Source organism: Flavobacterium hercynium (assembly GCF_002217285.1).
GTDB classification, from domain to species: Bacteria; Bacteroidota; Bacteroidia; order Flavobacteriales; family Flavobacteriaceae; genus Flavobacterium; species Flavobacterium hercynium.
Genome location: NZ_MUGW01000018.1, coordinates 76,113 through 92,246 on the forward strand (window position 1 = coordinate 76,113; position 16,134 = coordinate 92,246).

Annotated in this window: 9 protein-coding genes; 1 reads left to right on the forward strand and 8 read right to left on the reverse strand. The window is 34.3% G+C overall.

All coding sequences use genetic code 11. The annotated features are described in order from the left end of the window. Positions 1–39: 39 nt before the first annotated feature. The 6 genes from ffh to B0A66_RS09655 form a co-directional block, all read right to left on the reverse strand. Positions 40–1,392, reverse strand: a complete 1,353-nt coding sequence (gene ffh / locus B0A66_RS09630) for a signal recognition particle protein (protein WP_089049646.1) — start codon at positions 1,390–1,392, stop codon at positions 40–42. 278 nt (positions 1,393–1,670) lie between these two features. Continuing rightward, on the reverse strand, positions 1,671–3,356 hold the full coding sequence (locus tag B0A66_RS09635) for an MBOAT family O-acyltransferase (protein ID WP_089049647.1): 1,686 nt from the start codon (positions 3,354–3,356) through the stop codon (positions 1,671–1,673). Position 3,357: 1 nt separating this feature from the next. Next, complete coding sequence (locus B0A66_RS09640; RefSeq protein ID WP_244283423.1) at positions 3,358–4,689, reverse strand: GDSL-type esterase/lipase family protein; 1,332 nt, start codon at positions 4,687–4,689, stop codon at positions 3,358–3,360. An 82-nt stretch (positions 4,690–4,771) separates the two neighbouring features. Beyond that, positions 4,772–6,253, reverse strand: a complete 1,482-nt coding sequence (locus tag B0A66_RS09645) for an SGNH/GDSL hydrolase family protein (protein WP_089049649.1) — start codon at positions 6,251–6,253, stop codon at positions 4,772–4,774. Positions 6,254–6,604: 351 nt separating this feature from the next. Further along, positions 6,605–8,044 carry an HmuY family protein gene (locus B0A66_RS09650; protein WP_089049650.1) on the reverse strand — a complete coding sequence of 480 codons (1,440 nt, stop codon included), beginning with the start codon at positions 8,042–8,044 and terminating at the stop codon, positions 6,605–6,607. Positions 8,045–8,061: 17 nt separating this feature from the next. Then, positions 8,062–10,173: a TonB-dependent receptor plug domain-containing protein gene (locus B0A66_RS09655; protein WP_089049651.1), complete on the reverse strand. Its 2,112-nt coding sequence runs from the start codon at positions 10,171–10,173 to the stop codon at positions 8,062–8,064. Between the two features lie 105 nt (positions 10,174–10,278). On the opposite strand from B0A66_RS09655, the gene B0A66_RS09660 reads away from it, so the two are divergent. Next, positions 10,279–11,181: a DUF6607 family protein gene (locus B0A66_RS09660; protein WP_089049673.1), complete on the forward strand. Its 903-nt coding sequence runs from the start codon at positions 10,279–10,281 to the stop codon at positions 11,179–11,181. 181 nt (positions 11,182–11,362) lie between these two features. Here B0A66_RS09660 and B0A66_RS09665 read toward each other — a convergent pair whose 3' ends face one another. Together B0A66_RS09665 and B0A66_RS09670 are read right to left on the reverse strand one after the other, a co-directional pair. Continuing rightward, positions 11,363–12,862 carry a SusD/RagB family nutrient-binding outer membrane lipoprotein gene (locus B0A66_RS09665; protein WP_089049652.1) on the reverse strand — a complete coding sequence of 500 codons (1,500 nt, stop codon included), beginning with the start codon at positions 12,860–12,862 and terminating at the stop codon, positions 11,363–11,365. An 11-nt stretch (positions 12,863–12,873) separates the two neighbouring features. Continuing rightward, on the reverse strand, positions 12,874–16,095 hold the full coding sequence (locus tag B0A66_RS09670) for a SusC/RagA family TonB-linked outer membrane protein (protein ID WP_089049653.1): 3,222 nt from the start codon (positions 16,093–16,095) through the stop codon (positions 12,874–12,876). Positions 16,096–16,134 lie beyond the last annotated feature (39 nt).

Here is a 16,134-nt window from a genome sequence, read left to right on the forward strand (position 1 = left end):
CAAGCAATCTGAAACTTTAAACCTTAAACATTTTTTTCTTTATCTCGGCATTCCGCCTGGCATTCCTTTCATGCCTCCCATCATCTTCATCAGGTTTTTTCCGCCCGGCCCTTGCATCATCTTCATCATCTTACTCATTTGGTCGAATTGCTTCATCAGCTGATTTACCTGCTCGACTTTGGTTCCGGAACCTTTAGCGATTCTGGCTTTTCTTTTTACATCGATGATAGACGGTTTACTCCTCTCGATTGGTGTCATCGAGTGAATAATTGCTTCTATATGTTTAAAAGCATCATCTTCTATTTCTACATCTTTCATGGCTTTTGAAGCTCCCGGTATCATTCCAACCAGATCCTTCATATTACCCATTTTTTTCACTTGTTGAATTTGCGTTAAGAAGTCATCAAAACCAAATTCATTTTTAGCGATTTTCTTTTGAAGTTTTCTTGCTTCTTCTTCATCAAATTGTTCTTGCGCTCTTTCTACAAGTGACACAACATCACCCATACCTAAAATACGCTCTGCCATACGATCCGGATAGAAAACATCAATTGCTTCCATCTTTTCTCCTGTACCAACAAATTTGATTGGTTTGTTTACAACCGATTTAATCGAAATTGCAGCTCCACCACGAGTATCACCATCTAATTTTGTTAAAATAACTCCATCAAAATTAAGGATATCGTTAAAAGCTTTTGCAGTGTTAACAGCATCTTGTCCTGTCATTGCATCTACAACAAACAAAGTTTCCTGAGGCTGAATTGCTTTATGAACACGAGCAATTTCGTCCATCATTTCCTGATCTACTGCAAGACGTCCGGCTGTATCGACAATTACGACGTTAAAACCGTTTGCTTTTGCATGCTTAATTGCATTCTGAGCAATTTCAACAGGATTTTTATTTTCTGGTTCTGAGTAAACCTCAACACCTATTTGATCTCCCACAACATGAAGCTGATTGATCGCCGCAGGACGGTAGATATCACACGCTACTAAAAGTGGTTTTTTATTTTTCTTCGTTTTTAAGAAGTTGGCTAATTTTCCAGAGAAAGTTGTTTTACCAGAACCTTGCAATCCTGACATTAAAATTACTGAAGGGTTTCCGCCAAGGTTAATTCCTGCAACGTCACCACCCATTAATTCTGTCAACTCATCTTTAACCAGTTTTACTAATAATTGTCCTGGCTGAAGCGTGGTCAAAACGTCCTGTCCAATTGCTTTTTCTTTTACTTTGGTTGTAAAATCTTTTGCAATTTTAAAGTTAACATCGGCATCCAGTAAGGCACGACGAACTTCTTTTAAGGTATCGGCAACGTTTACTTCTGTAATCTTACCGTGTCCTTTTAATATATGGAACGCTTTATCTAACTTATCACTTAAATTATCAAACATACTATTTTCTTTATTTGAAGTGCAAATATAATCTAATTAGACATTTTAGGCAATTTTTATTTAAATACAAAGTGCGTTTTGATTTAATCTTAAAGTGGGCTAAGTTTTATGTGAAGTTCTATATGTTTTTTTAGCTCGCAAAGACGCTAAGGCGCAAAGTTTAATTTTTAATTTGAGTAAAAAAACTTTGCGCCTTAGCGACTTTGCGAGATTATTTCTTTGGCGCCTATTTTAAAAAACTTATGCTTTTGAACCTTTGTAGCTCTGGACCTTCTTAATTAAAATTGGAAGTAAATAAAAGGCTGTGAACCTGCAACTGCTGTTGCATAAACGATCCAATATACAAAACCTAGAACTACTGCTTTTAGTACTAAAGGTGTTTTATCAAAAACTGATTTTAAAGTTGTTGTAAAACCTTCCGGAAGGAAATGCCAAACATATCCGAACAACATTAATAAAAATACATTTTTATATCCTAATATAATTACTTGCCATTGTTCCGGCTCAAACGTTAACTGACCAATATTGTTGATTACCTGCAACGCTGTTTCGAAATCTCGGGCACGGAAGAAAATCCAGCAAAAAACAACGAAATGAAACGTAATTACTATAGAGAAAAAGCGCCATAAAAATCCAGGACCTTTGCTTTCTTTTTTAGAAGGGAAAAATTCCATAAATATTTTGTGAACCGCTAAAGCTAATCCGTGCAAAGCTCCCCAAATAATAAACTGTGCTCCTGCTCCATGCCACAATCCTCCTAAAAGCATCGTGGTAAACAAGTTGAAATTGGTTACAGCAGTTTGTTTTCGTTTGCCTGAAAGCAAAAATGTTAAACAGAAAAGAGCTATTGATCCTATAGCGATTCCCAACGGAATATAACTCTCGTTTACATTTGCCATTCCCCACAACACTAATCCGAAGAAAAACAAACTCGGAAATAAATATCCTGCAAAGGTTCCTTCTCTGTTTCCTCCTATTGATATGTATAAAAAGTCTTTTAACCAAGTTGATAACGAAATATGCCATCTTCTCCAGAAATCTGTAATCGACGTCGATTTATAAGGTGTTCTAAAGTTAGCCGGTAATTTGAAACCTAATAACAATGCGATTCCAATTGCCATATCTGAATATCCTGAGAAGTCACAATAAATTTGAATAGCATATCCGTAAGAAGCCATTAAATTTTCGAATGATGTATACGTCATTGGTGTATCAAAAACACGATCAACGAAATTTACTGAGATATAATTGGAGATTACAGTCTTCTTAATTAATCCGCCAATAATAAGAAACAAACCGTTGTTTACATCTTGTCTCGTTAGATTTAATTTTTGGTAAATCTGTGGTAAAAAGTCTTTTGCTCTTACGATTGGTCCGGCAACTAACTGCGGGAAGAAAGAAACGAAAAACAGGTATTCGATATAGTTTTTGGTTGGCTTAATCTCTTCACGATAAATTTCGATAATATAACTCATCGACTGAAAAGTATAGAACGAAATACCAACCGGAAGAAATACATTATGAAGTACATAATTACCACTAAATAAATCATTGAAAGTAACAATCATGAAGTTCATGTACTTAAAATAACCTAATAGACCAAGATTAAGAATTACACTTATTACCAGGTATATTTTCTTTCTGTTATTGCTCTTTTCGTTGTAAATGACCTGACTTAAGCCATAGTCTACTACAGAAGAAAGAAGCAATAATAAAAAATAAATTCCGCTTGACTTATAGTAAAAGAAAAGCGAGAACAAAATAACGTACGTTAAACGTAAATAGAATGTTTTACGTAAAAAAGCGTACACGAAATAAAACACCAAAAACAATCCAAGGAATAATCCTGTATTGAAGAGTAATTTTTCTTCCGGGTTATAAACAAACCAACCTATGATCTGCTCTGTTGTAATGGTTCCAAAATTTTGAACAAACCAATTATTTATGCTATTACTTGTTATCAACTTACTTTTTTGAATTAAAATTATCGTATGCTTTTAAAAATGCTTCGGTAAACAAGTCTCCTTGTTTCATGTATCCTTTTTTAGAATAATGTACCCAGTCCGGACCAATAAGGGCTTGTGCTTTTAATTTCTGGATTCCGCTTAAACCTCCAAACTCAGTGTACAGATCCCATACTGCAAAATTATCTTTCTCTGCTATTTCAATAATTCTCTCAGCATATTCACCTACAAAATGATTTGGTTTTCTTCCTCTGAACAAAGATGGTGGTGGCGTCATGATGATGATGGGCACATCTATATTTTGTTCTTTTATATTACTTATAAATTCACGCAATTGTTTAATATACTTCGCGGTATCCATTTTGTCAAAGCTTTCATTTGTTCCTAATGAAAAAATCAACAAATCAGGATGTAATGCTTTTAGCTGTTCAAAAAATAAAGGATACTTATTGTAATCTGAAAATTTAGCTCCATTTACACCAATCCCGCTATAAATTACTCCAGAAGCATTTTTTTCAAGAACAATTCCGTTAAGTTCGTACTTTGTGGCACTTTTATTCGGAATAAGAAAAATTTTCTCTAATGCTTTATCTGAATCATAATAGTTTGAAAATGCATCAGCTTCTAATTTTAAAGGAACAAATTCTGAAGTTGTAACATTTTTGGGTTTGGTTTCATTCGTCGCAATCTTTAAGACTCTTCCTGCCCGAATATTATTTGATTTTAAATGATTGTCTCTTTTAATCTCTGCTACCGAAACATTGTATTTATCAGCTATTACAGAAATTGCTTCTCCTTTTTTAATTTTATGCGCAATTACTTTTCGCTCTGTCGTTTGTGTTATGCTGGTTTGAGCAGATATTGCTAAATCAAACATTTTTTGGTTCTGCGGTGTAATAACATGAATCGAATTAAACTTGTATGCTTTATCCTTTACATTCAGTTCGATGGCAAAACCTGCATTTTCTCTCCACAATCCAATACCACTTAAACCAACCGGATTTCCTTTTGCGGGATAAATGTTTCGATAGTTTTCCCAAATTCTGTTCGAATAAAAACGCTCGTTATAAGAACCATTTGTTTTAGCCAATTGATACGGAAAAACTAAACCACGGCCAGCATTTCCGAATTTCTCCTGTAAATTTTTTCTAATTTGATTGGTCATCAAATCTCCCTGAATATGGGAATCTCCAATATGAACAATGTTTATTTTACGATTACCGCCAGCTTCATTTTCTTTTAACTTCTTAAAAACGTTTTCCAGCACTTCTATATTATAAATGCGATTACCCGCATAAGACGCAATGGTGGCAGAATCGATTGTACTTACCATACTTTTAGTTATTGGGAGTGTGACTGACTTTTGTTCTTGATCGTTTGGTGATAGAAAAAGACAACAAAAGAAAACAATTAGTTTATTCATTTACGCTATCTTTTATTACAGAGACGGAATCTGCATTTGTTTTTCGGACTGTTTTTTTCTTACTTGGACCATCGCGTTTTTCGCGCAACGCTTTGTACTTTTCGTATCCTTGGTTTAACTGATTGTATAATAAGTTTCCAATTTCTTTTGCTCCACGCTGATTAAAGTGCGTGTAATCTTTATTTGCTTTAGATGGTGAATCGCTTACCCATTTTACCATAGATCCGTCTCCTCCCATTAAGGTATAAAGATTCACAAAACCGGATTCTGTTTCTAAGGCATACGTTTTTTGCGCATTCATCAAAGGAACTACTGCCGAATCTGTTTTCATTTCTAAATCATATTTAGTCGATTTATCAGCGGTTGAAACAATCAAGATTGAAACTCCAGGGAAAGATTCTTTTATCTTATTCACAACTTTGGTCATTCCTTTTTGATACCAGAAATAATTCTTAGTTCCGTAATTCAATACGTTTGTTCCGTAATGCAAAATCACAAGGTCATACTTCAGCGTATTGTTGAAAGACTTCATTACATCGGCATTAAAAATAGAAATTGGTAATCCTGAATTTCCTCTTTGTGAAAAGTTGTCAACATGTACTCCGGTTCCGCTATCAAAATTAAATCCATATATAGGAATAGAATCAGCATGAATAAAGTTGGCTTTAAACGCTTTGACACTTCCAGATGTTACTTTTAATGTATTTACAAGATTATTAGGCGTAAGGCTTTTTCTTAAAGTATCTTTTCCGATAATAAAATTCACATTTCCTTTTTTAGACGATCTTCCATAATACAAGGTAGGATTATCTAAACTAGTCGAAAATTTCTTAGGACCCGCTTCAAATGAAATCCAGGTTGTATTTTTAGTGTCATTTGCAAAAAAGACATGACCATTTACTCCAAAAGGACTAATCGGATTTTTTACATTTAAGTACGATTGTGTTTTCCAGTTTTTAGAATACACTGCCTTTATAGAACCTCTTGAAGCTGCTGATTCTGATGTGATAGAAACAAAACCAACACCATTTCCGCCAAAACGTTCCTGATAATTGTTTCGAACATCCTGAACAATTAAATCGCCATCTGTCATGGAGTCGCCATAATAGGCAATTCTCACTTTAGACTGCGGATTGTTTTCCAGTTGGTATAATTTGTCGTAAAACGAAATCAAGTATTGAAAACCTTTATAATCATCAAAAACCTCAGCAGGAAATTCTATCCCTTCTGTAGCATCAAAAGTAATTTTGCCTTTAGTAAGTTTTTGTTCTTTTCTTAAAATACTGTCGCTTTTCTCAGATAAAGAATCTTTAGCAACAGACTCTAAAAGTAAACTATCAATTAGTACGTTTTTAGAATCTACTTTACTGTCCGAAAAAATTTTGTCTGGCAGGATTTGTTTAAATCCAACGAACGCTATAAATGCTAATGCTACAATGGCAAAAGACTGAAAAAAATAAGATTTTGTATTCACTCGTAAATATAAATTTTTAAACAATGGATTATAAAAAAGTTACCTCCATTTAAAATTCCTGTTAATTCCCTATGAAAAAAACATTTGCAAAGATAGGATTAAACGTTTATTTATAAATGTTTTTACTAATTAAAAATAAAACAAAAAAAGAGGCTAGAAAAATCTAGCCTCTTTCAAAAAAAAATAAAAAAAACAAAGCTAATGATTAACTAAATTTTAAAACTGTATTGTTATAAAACACTGGTTTTCAAAGCATAAATTTAAAGGTGATTTTGAGTTTAATTAAAACAAATTTCACCTTAGATTAGCGTAAAAACTATTCTTATTATTTTTAATGCATTCCTAATATTATTATTTCAGAATAGCATATTCAAAAGTAACATTTCCTCTTTCTCCCTTATCATTTGTCATAGTAAGGAATTTAAGTTTGTAATAGTTACCAGCTGCATCTTTAACTACATAAAAACGATCTGTTCTTACACTTGGTAATGAACCTGGTGCTCCTCCACCTCTCCAGTTACCTCCAAGAATTCTTTGATCTGTAGCCGAAGCTGTAAAGCTAGCTTCAACCACTTTTGCTTTAGTAAAATCAGCATAAGAACCTCCGGCAGAAACTAAAACTTGATAAACTCCTGTTCCTCCTCTGAAATTTGTAGTAACAAAATCAGAATAACCGTAAGTTACTTCTATTGGATTAGCGTTAGCATCCTGAGATGGGATATAATTTGTAAAAGTTGTAAAATTCAAATCCCATTTGTCTTTTGCCGGCTCTACAGAAACTGTTGTTCCAGAAGCTAAGCTAAAAAATGAGAAGTTAAAAGCAGCATCTTTTGTAATTGTTTTTTCTGTAAAAGTAGCAGCATCTAAATCAGCATACTGAATTTTATATCCGTTTCCACTTCTTAAAATTCTTACTTTTTTCCATCCTCTTGCTTCTCCATCTACATTTACTGAACCAAGTCCTGGTTGAGTTGTGCTAACTGCAGATCCAAGGTTAACTAAATATACCATGTTTTCAGCATCTGTTGCAGAAATTTCAGCAATAGCAGATCCAATTCCGGCACCAGCACCAGCTAAAACACCTGTTGGGTTATCAACAAATCCATTAGAAGAAAGCGTTGTTCCTCCACCAACTGTTACATCAGTATTAATTTGCTGTGGTAAAGTAATGTCAGCTGTTTCTAATTTTTTAACTGCCATTTTAAGAGATCCGTTTATAATAACTCTAAAGTCATTTCCTGAAGCAAAACCAAAGTCCCAAGCTGCTCTGTTTACAGCAACTCCTGTTCCTGAGCTTAAATCAATATAAAACTGATTTGGCTGGTTTGGACCGCCAACACTAGCAGGGAAAACACTTCCTAATGAAGCTGTCTGGTTAAAATTAACCTGAATTGATTTGTTCAATCCAACTACAGTTCCATTTGAAGAACTACTGAAAGTAAATACAACATGTTTTACTTCTCCTTCAATAGCTTCTTTTAGTTTTTTGAATGTAAAAGTTGCTCCGGCAGCTCCTTTTTCGAAAGGAACTACAACTGTTGTTCCGGTTGCAGCCGGTACAGTAGAAAAATCTGTTCCGCTCACTACTCCGGTTTCAGCAAAAGAAATCGTAAGTGTTCCTGCTTCTGCAGCTGGTACGGCAAATTTTAATTCTATAGGAGTGTCTGTCGTAGTTAAGTTTAATGAAGCCGCTGTAAAAGTGACTGCATTTGCCTCAACTGTAGGATTATCATCACTTGAACATGCTGCAAGTGACAGTAAGGCGATTGATAAAAATAAAAGTTTTTTCATTGAATTATGGTTTTAAATTAAAGATTAAGGTTGTATGCTAATTTTAAGAAATACGAACGTCCATACGCCAGCATAACTTCTCCAGGAGCAGCATGACCAGCCGCCTGATTTGTATTACTTTGATTAACATTGGTGATATTAAAAAGGTTTCGGGCTCCCATTGTTACTTCAAACTGATCTTTGAAGAAGTTTTTACGAATAGAAACATCTAACCAGTTACTCGGATCGATTTCAGACAAAATAAAAGAGGACGTACCTTCTACAAATCGCTGCATTTTTCCGTTGTATTTATAATATCCTGAGAAAACGGTTTTCCATTTTGGAATGGAATACGAGAAGCTTGCATTTAAATTAAAAGAATACAGAAATTTATCATCTGATGTAAATACCTTGTTTTCTATTTTCTGTGAAATTCCAATGAAGGCAGCTCCAGCGTTAAAAGTCCAATTGTCTTTGCGGAATTGATTGGTAACAGAGAAATTCCAAACCTTGTATTTACTAATGTTGATGTATTGATATTCCGGATTTCCGGTATCAGCATTAAATCCTGTTAATGCCATATTAATTCGGTCGTTTACATCTAAATAACTTCCGGCGAAAGTATTTGCCATTTGTAAACCTGAAGAAAATGTAGTTGACTTCTTTAAACTCGTTTCATACGAAGTACTGGTTTCCGGAATAAGATTTTCGTTACCAATAAAAAAGTGTCCGTCAAAAATAAGTTTAGAATACAATTCCTCAAAAGTAGGAGTACGAAAACTATCGCCATAAGAAGCACGAACTTCGACTCCTTTGTCAAATAAATATCTCAAACCCACTGATGATGCATATTGATCTTTAAACTTAGATTGGGCAGAATATCGTAATCCGGGTCTAATAGAAAACTTTTCGGTTGCCATAATTTCTGAAGAAGCAAAAAAATCGTAATTCTCAATCGTTTTTCGAATGGGTACAAAAATATTGCTGGCTTCCTGAATAAGCGAAAATCCGCGATTGTTTACAAATTCGTATCCTAATTGCAGGTCGACGGTTTTATCTGAAAAAAAGTTGCTAAGCGTTCCTGTAGAATACAGCACTTCCATTGACTGATCTTTTGCGGTAACATTTCGTTCTTCTTTTTTGTTGGCAAAAAGATATCTGAAATTCTCCTCTTCTCTTTGTTGTTTTTGATGAGAAAGAGAAACGTTATAATTTAACTTCGAAAACATTTTACCGTTTGCATTCAGGTTATGAAAGTATCGGTTCGAAAAATACCTTTTATCATCAGCATAACGATACGATCCTGTAACGTCATTAAATCCCGATTGTACTGTGCTATTGTAATAATCTACATCTTCATCAAGGAATTCGAATTTATAGAAGAATCTAAAATTTTCTTTGCTATAAGAAATCAAAGCGGTACCATTTAATTGCTCTTTTGGCAACCATCTGTAGCCACGCGTTGCATCATTTTCATCATATTCAGGTCCGTTCTTGTCGTTTAAATAACCTTGAAAATCATTTCTATTTGCTCCAAACGAAACAAACCAGTTATCAGCAAATTTATGAGAGAGTTTTAAAGACTGGATATGGCGTCCTTCTTTAAAAAGAGAATATTCATCGCTTACTGTTTCTTCCTGAACATATGCGTTTACATTCCATTTATGTGCTGATGTTTTCTTTGTAATAATGTTCAATACACCACTAACGGCATTGGCACCGTATACTACACCCATTGAACCTTCTACAATTTCGATATGATCTACATCATTTAAATTGATTTGAGATAAATCTGTATTGTTTCCTAATCCCGCTTCATTTACTAAGGGAATATTATCAACCAAAATTTTAAAGTACTGTGCATCTAAACCAAATAATGATACAGTAGATCTTCCGCTGGTACTGCTTGGTCTTACTGTAATATTTAAATATTGGTTTAATACGTCTGCTAAATTATTTGCTGCTAAATTTTGTATGTCCTTACTGGAGATAATTCGAACATTAAAAACCGATTTCTTTATAGATTGAGGTTCGAATTGTCCGGTAACCACTACTTCAGAAAGTTTATTTACAGTAGCAGTATCTTTTATCTGGGCAAAGGAAATCTGTCCTAAAATAAAAGCTATAAAGAGAGTAATTTTTAGTTTCATTATTTTTATTGATTCTTAATAACGAGGCAAATATATAACTATTTTTATTTGTTCTAAATTAAATTTATATATTTGACAAAATTTTTAAAACAAAAAGGACTAACTATGATTACAAAAAGACTTTACATTTCAGCCATTATGGCGTTGACTTGTAGCTTCGGTTTCAGTCAGGATAAAAAACAACAAGACATCAAATCAATCAAATCGATGTGTGGTTGTTACGAAGTGAAATTTAATTTTACTGAAACATTTCAGTATCCTAAAGACTCTCTTACTTACAAACCTTCTAAAACAAAACATGATTATGGTTTAGAATGGGTTGAACTAGTAGAAGACACTCCGAATAAAATTGTGATGCAGCACTTATTGATTGTAAGTGATAAAATGATCATCAAACACTGGAGACAAGATTGGTTGTATGAAAATACTGATTTGTACTCTTTCGATAAAAACACTTCGTGGAAATATAAAAAGTTAGACAAGAAAGCGGTTAAAGGACAATGGACACAAAAAGTATTTCAGGTAGATGACAGTCCGCGATACGAAGGATCATCGACATGGGTTCATGTAGATGGTGAAGATTATTGGTCTAATGTTGCAGATGCTCCATTACCAAGAAGAGAGCATACAAAACGTAACGATTACAATGTTTTAAAAAGAAGAAACATTCATGAAATTACAAAAGCGGGCTGGATTCATGAGCAGGACAATGCTAAACTTATCAGAGATGATAGTGGAAAAGATGTTTTATTAGCAGAAGAAAAAGGAATGGATATTTACAATAAAGTTCCGGATATTAAATGTATTGCTGCTCAAAACTGGTGGAAAGAAAACAATGCTATATGGAAAAACGTTCGCGACAAATGGCAAACTGTTTTTGACAGGCATAAAGACTTGAACTTAGAGCCAAACATTGATAAAAAACCTCTTTTTATGTTTTTGTTTGATTTAAAACCAGATGTTTCTAAAGCTGAAACAGATGCAATAATAGACAAGTTTGTAAAATAAAATAGTTGTGTTAGTTAATAAGAAAGCCGATAGTTATAAAAAACTATCGGCTTTCTTCATAAAAAAACCATCCAGATTAATTACTTCTGGATGGTTTGCCCTTTTGTACATTTTACTAAAAGCTTACTAATTCAAAATAGATAAATATTTAAGGGATTATTGTAAACATATTTTCTAAGACTTAATCTACGTCCCAAAAAATATGCGTTTTAAGTTTGTCTCCGCCAATTGCAGCTGCAGCAGCGTTATAATTTACAGCATTAAGCGTTTGTTCTCTAATAGGATATGTCATTCTGGATGGTACTTGTCCTTCTGCAGCCGCATCAGCATTTGCAGGTGCTGTAAGTGCCGGAAAATTAAGTCTTCTGGCAGAAGTCCAGCCTTCAAATCCTCTGTTGTATAAAGCATACCATGCCTGCTCGCCTATTTTTTGCTGCCAAGTTCCGGTAGCCGTGCTATAAGCAACATTTGATTGTGCTAAATAAGCATCTGACTCTGTTTGGGTTATTCCCCAATCTTGCATAGATGCTGTTATCGCGTTTGTATAGTGTGTTGCCGCACTACCGTTTATTGCTACACCTCTTTCTACAGCTTCCGCCAACAGAAATTCTACTTCTACATAATCTAAATAGGTTCCTTTAAAATCAGGTTCCTGAATCATCGCACCAATGTGGGTATATTTCCCAAAACTGTTCTTTTTACCAATAACTCCCCCTTTGTATGGCAAAACATTTCCGTCATCATCTTTTAAATTTTGTGTAAAATATACTTTTGCTCTTGGATCGTTTTTAGCCACTATTGCATTTACAAAAGTTTCTGCAGGAACAAAATCATTTCTTCCTCCAAACACTAAGTCAACATAAAGCGGATTTGTGTTGGGTACACTTTTTTGATAAGTGATTTTTGCACTATCTGCATTTGAATCAAAAACACCTTTTGATGCAGAAGTAATTGCAGCGTCAGCAATTGCATCCTCTAATCCGGAAGCTTTTAAGTTTACACCCAGTTTCAGCTTTATACTGTTCGCAAATTTTATCCATTTCGTTAAATCATCTCCATAAATAACATCTGCCGTATCAAAACCCGGATAGGTTACATCTATATTATTAATATCCTGATCAAGACGTACCAGCAAATCTTTATAAATATCTACCGCCTTATCGTATTTTGGCAAATAATTACCCGATTCTTTAAGCGCTTCTGAATAAGGAATATCACCGTAAGTATCTACAAGAATCTGAAAAGAATAGACCATTAAAATATCAATCATAGCGATTTGATTTTTTTTAGCCATTGTATTCTTTTTAAAATCTGCATCAGAAGAAAGAATCTCTTCTTTCTCTAGATAGGATCTTGACAATGCTAAATCACTTAAAGCTCCATTACTGCTTGTTCCGGCAAAGTAACCATCCCAATGTCTGTCAGAAATTTTTCTTGACACCCATTGATAAACTGACTCATCAAGGTAAGTCGTCTCCGTCCATTGTTGGTTTACTAATCTGAATATATTTTTATTTACGTTTGTATTTACTACTTGTTCTGCGATCCCTTTTTCTGCACTTGTAAACAAGGCAGAAGCAGGTACAATAGATGGATTTTTCTCGTCGTTATTTAAATCTGATAAATCACTGCAAGAACCTAGTATTGCCGTAAGACTTAAAAAATAAATTATTTTTTTCATACTGCTTTTTATTAAAATTTAAATGTTAATTTGAAACCTATGTCTCTCGTTGTAGGCAATGATCCCGTAGAATAACCTCTTGATTTATTTCCTGATGACAAACCGCTTTCAGGGTCTGCGTAAGGTAAATTTTTACTGATGATCCATAAATTTGATCCCAATAGACTAAAAGTTCCAGAATTAACAAACGTTCCTTCGAACAAGCTTTTAGGCAAGTTATAGGTAACAGAAACTTCTCTTAATTTTATATAAGAAGCATCATAAACAAAAGCTTTGTTAGGTTGCGCTAAGTAGCCGTAATTATTTGAATATACTCCAGGTTCTGTACTTTCTAAATTACCATTTACAGTAGAAACAGTATTTACAGTTCCATCAGGAGCAACTCCTGCATTTACAATACCAGCCTCTCTAATATTTCCAACAGCTGTTTCTTTATACAATCCTGTTGCAAGACCATAGTACATATCCAGAGAGAAAACATCTCCTCCTTTTTGAGTATCGATTAAGAAACTAAAGGACAGATTTTTATACGTCAGTTTATTTCTCACTCCTCCTATCCAATCCGGATTTATATTTCCTATTGTATTATCTGATGTTCCGGAAACTAAGTATTTACCTGTTATCTGGTCTACGGTACGCTGTCCGTTTGTATATACATAATCCGTTCCTTTTATAGATCCGTATGCTTCTCCACGACTTGCATTTATAGACACACCGGCTTGAAATGAACCCAATTGTAAATTATCTATTCCTTCAGGAAGACCTACTACTTTGCTCTTATTGTTTGACCAGTTTACACTGATATCCCAACTAAAATTGTCTGTTTTTATTGGAGTTCCTGTCAATTGAAGCTCCAAACCACTGTTTTCAATATTTCCTCCGTTAACCCATGCATTGGTAAATCCTGATGCGGAAGAAACTGCTGTAGATGCAATCTGATCTACTGTATTGGTTTTGTAATAAGTAATATCAAATCCTAGACGTCTATTCAGTGCGCTTGTTTCTAAACCAATTTCAAATGACTTGGTTCTTTCTGATTTAAGATTGCTGTTTTTATTGGTATTCGGTAATGTATAAATAGGCTGACCATTAAAATTAGAACTTCTTGCGTATGTATTTACTAAACTTAAAGGTTCAGCATCGTTACCCACCTCAGCATAATTCATTCTAAATTTCCCTAAATTCAACCACTCTTTGTCTATTAGGTTAGAGAACAGGAATGATCCTGAAATAGCAGGGTATGTGTAAGCATTATTTCCGTTTGGAAGCGTTGATGAAACATCTCTTCTAATTGAAGCATCAATAAAATACGTGTCTTTAAACCCAACCGAACCTTGTGCATAAATACCGTCTACGCCCCAAGAAGCTCTGTTTTCGATAGGAAAAGGCAATTCATATCTTGAATTTGATAAGGCATAAATTCCAGGAGTAACTAAACCTCCAATGGTAGAAGCTAAAACATTATCTCTTTTGTTCCTTCTGCTGTTTGTTCCTACAACTCCATTTAAACTAATATCATCTCCAAATTTCTTGTTGAAATTCAACATAAAATCATAATTGATTTCCTGAAAATTAATATCATACCTCTGATAACCTGAAGTTTCATTAACCGGAGATAATCCAAATACAGAAGCAATAGATCCTACCGCAGCTCTTTCTTCCTGAAGTTCTTTGTACGTATCTAAGGAAACTCTTCCTAATGCACTTAACCAGCTTGTTATTTTATAATTCAAAGAAGCATAGCTAAACAAACGCGTTCTGTTATCTGATGAATAATTTTGATAGCGTGTAAAGTATGGATTGTCCCAATATGCTGGTTTTAATTTACTTGCATTTGGATTTAACCAGTTCCAAGTAATGTTCTGACCTTCTGATGCAAAATAATTTCTTTTGAGTTCCTGCACATCAACATTAGTTTGCCACCATTGTCTAAAAGCTCCTACTATATTACCGTTATAACCTGTAGAATTTCGTCCTACTGTATTTTGTAATGTTACTGCTGCATAAGCGTTTGCAGTTAGTTTCTCATTTATCTTTTGACTAAATCTGGCACTCAATTGATTCTTTTTCAATTCACTATTTGGTAAAATACCGGTTTGAAGTGTATTGACATAAGACAATGCAAGACTTGATGTTTCTGTCGATTTTTCTAATGACAAACTGTTAATATTCGATTTTGATGTATTGAAAAATGTAACCGGTCCATTTGCAGAAGCGCTCCAAGGCGTTGCTTGTCCAAAGTTTTTTGAATACGGGCTAAAAGCATCCCACTGATACACCATTCTGCCATCAAAAGCATCACCATAAGAGGCGTCATTTGACGTGTCAACGGTTGGGATGGCATTATTATTTAGAAAAGAACTTCCGAAACCGTAACCTGCTCCGTATTTAGTCTGATAAGTAGGGAAAGTCGATTTGTCGATAGTTCCTACTGTAAAGCCACTTGAAAAAGTAAAACCTACTTTATCATCTCCTTTTTTTCCTTTTTTAGTCGTAATCATTACTACTCCATTGGCTGCTCTTGAACCGTACAAAGCCGTAGCGGCAGCTCCTTTTAGAATATTCAGACTTTCGATATCTTCCTGATTAATATCTGAAACACTGTTACCGTAATCGTATCCTTTTCCTCCTGATGCCTGATTTGCTCCGTTTGAATTAGAATTATCTACCGGCACACCATCAATTACCCAAAGTGCCTGATTGTTTCCTGTTAGCGATTTGTTACCACGAATTACAACGTTGGTAGAACCTCCAAAGTTTGTATTTCTTGAAACCTCTACTCCGGCTGCTTTACCTGCTAAAAGATTGGCAACGTTTGCATTTCCGGCTCCACCATTTACTAAATCCTTTCCTGCTATTTGTTGTGATGCATATCCTAAAGATTTCTTTTCTCTTTTAACACCTAAAGCAGTAGTTACTACTACACTTTCCAATTCCTGCGCATCTGCCAAAAGTTTTACATCTATTATTGATGAAGTGGCTGGAATCTCCTGTGTTTTCATTCCAATATAGGTAAATACCAAGACATCATTTGAGGAAGCTGTGATAATATACTTACCATCAAAATCTGTTTGTGCTCCGGTGTTAGTACCTTTAATCAAGACACTGGCTCCTGGTAAACCCAATCCGTCGCTGTCTGAAATTGTTCCTGTAATTTTTTTTCCCTGCGCAAAAGTAAATTGCGAAGCAAAGACAAAAAAGAGCATTACAACTACTTTTAATTTTTGTTTCATTTTAGTTTAGTTTTAATTAGTTACTGCATTCACCAATCA

Excerpts from the sequence above, each read along its gene's own strand:
- B0A66_RS09640 (WP_244283423.1), bottom strand. The coding sequence starts at position 4,689 with ATGGTAAGTACAATCGATTCTGCCACCATTGCGTCTTATGCGGGTAAT.
- B0A66_RS09655 (WP_089049651.1), bottom strand. The coding sequence starts at position 10,173 with ATGAAACTAAAAATTACTCTCTTTATAGCTTTTATTTTAGGACAGATT.
- B0A66_RS09665 (WP_089049652.1), bottom strand. The coding sequence starts at position 12,862 with ATGAAAAAAATAATTTATTTTTTAAGTCTTACGGCAATACTAGGTTCT.
- B0A66_RS09660 (WP_089049673.1), top strand. The coding sequence starts at position 10,279 with ATGATTACAAAAAGACTTTACATTTCAGCCATTATGGCGTTGACTTGT.
- B0A66_RS09670 (WP_089049653.1), bottom strand. The coding sequence starts at position 16,095 with ATGAAACAAAAATTAAAAGTAGTTGTAATGCTCTTTTTTGTCTTTGCT.
- B0A66_RS09650 (WP_089049650.1), bottom strand. The coding sequence starts at position 8,044 with ATGAAAAAACTTTTATTTTTATCAATCGCCTTACTGTCACTTGCAGCA.
- ffh (WP_089049646.1), bottom strand. The coding sequence starts at position 1,392 with ATGTTTGATAATTTAAGTGATAAGTTAGATAAAGCGTTCCATATATTA.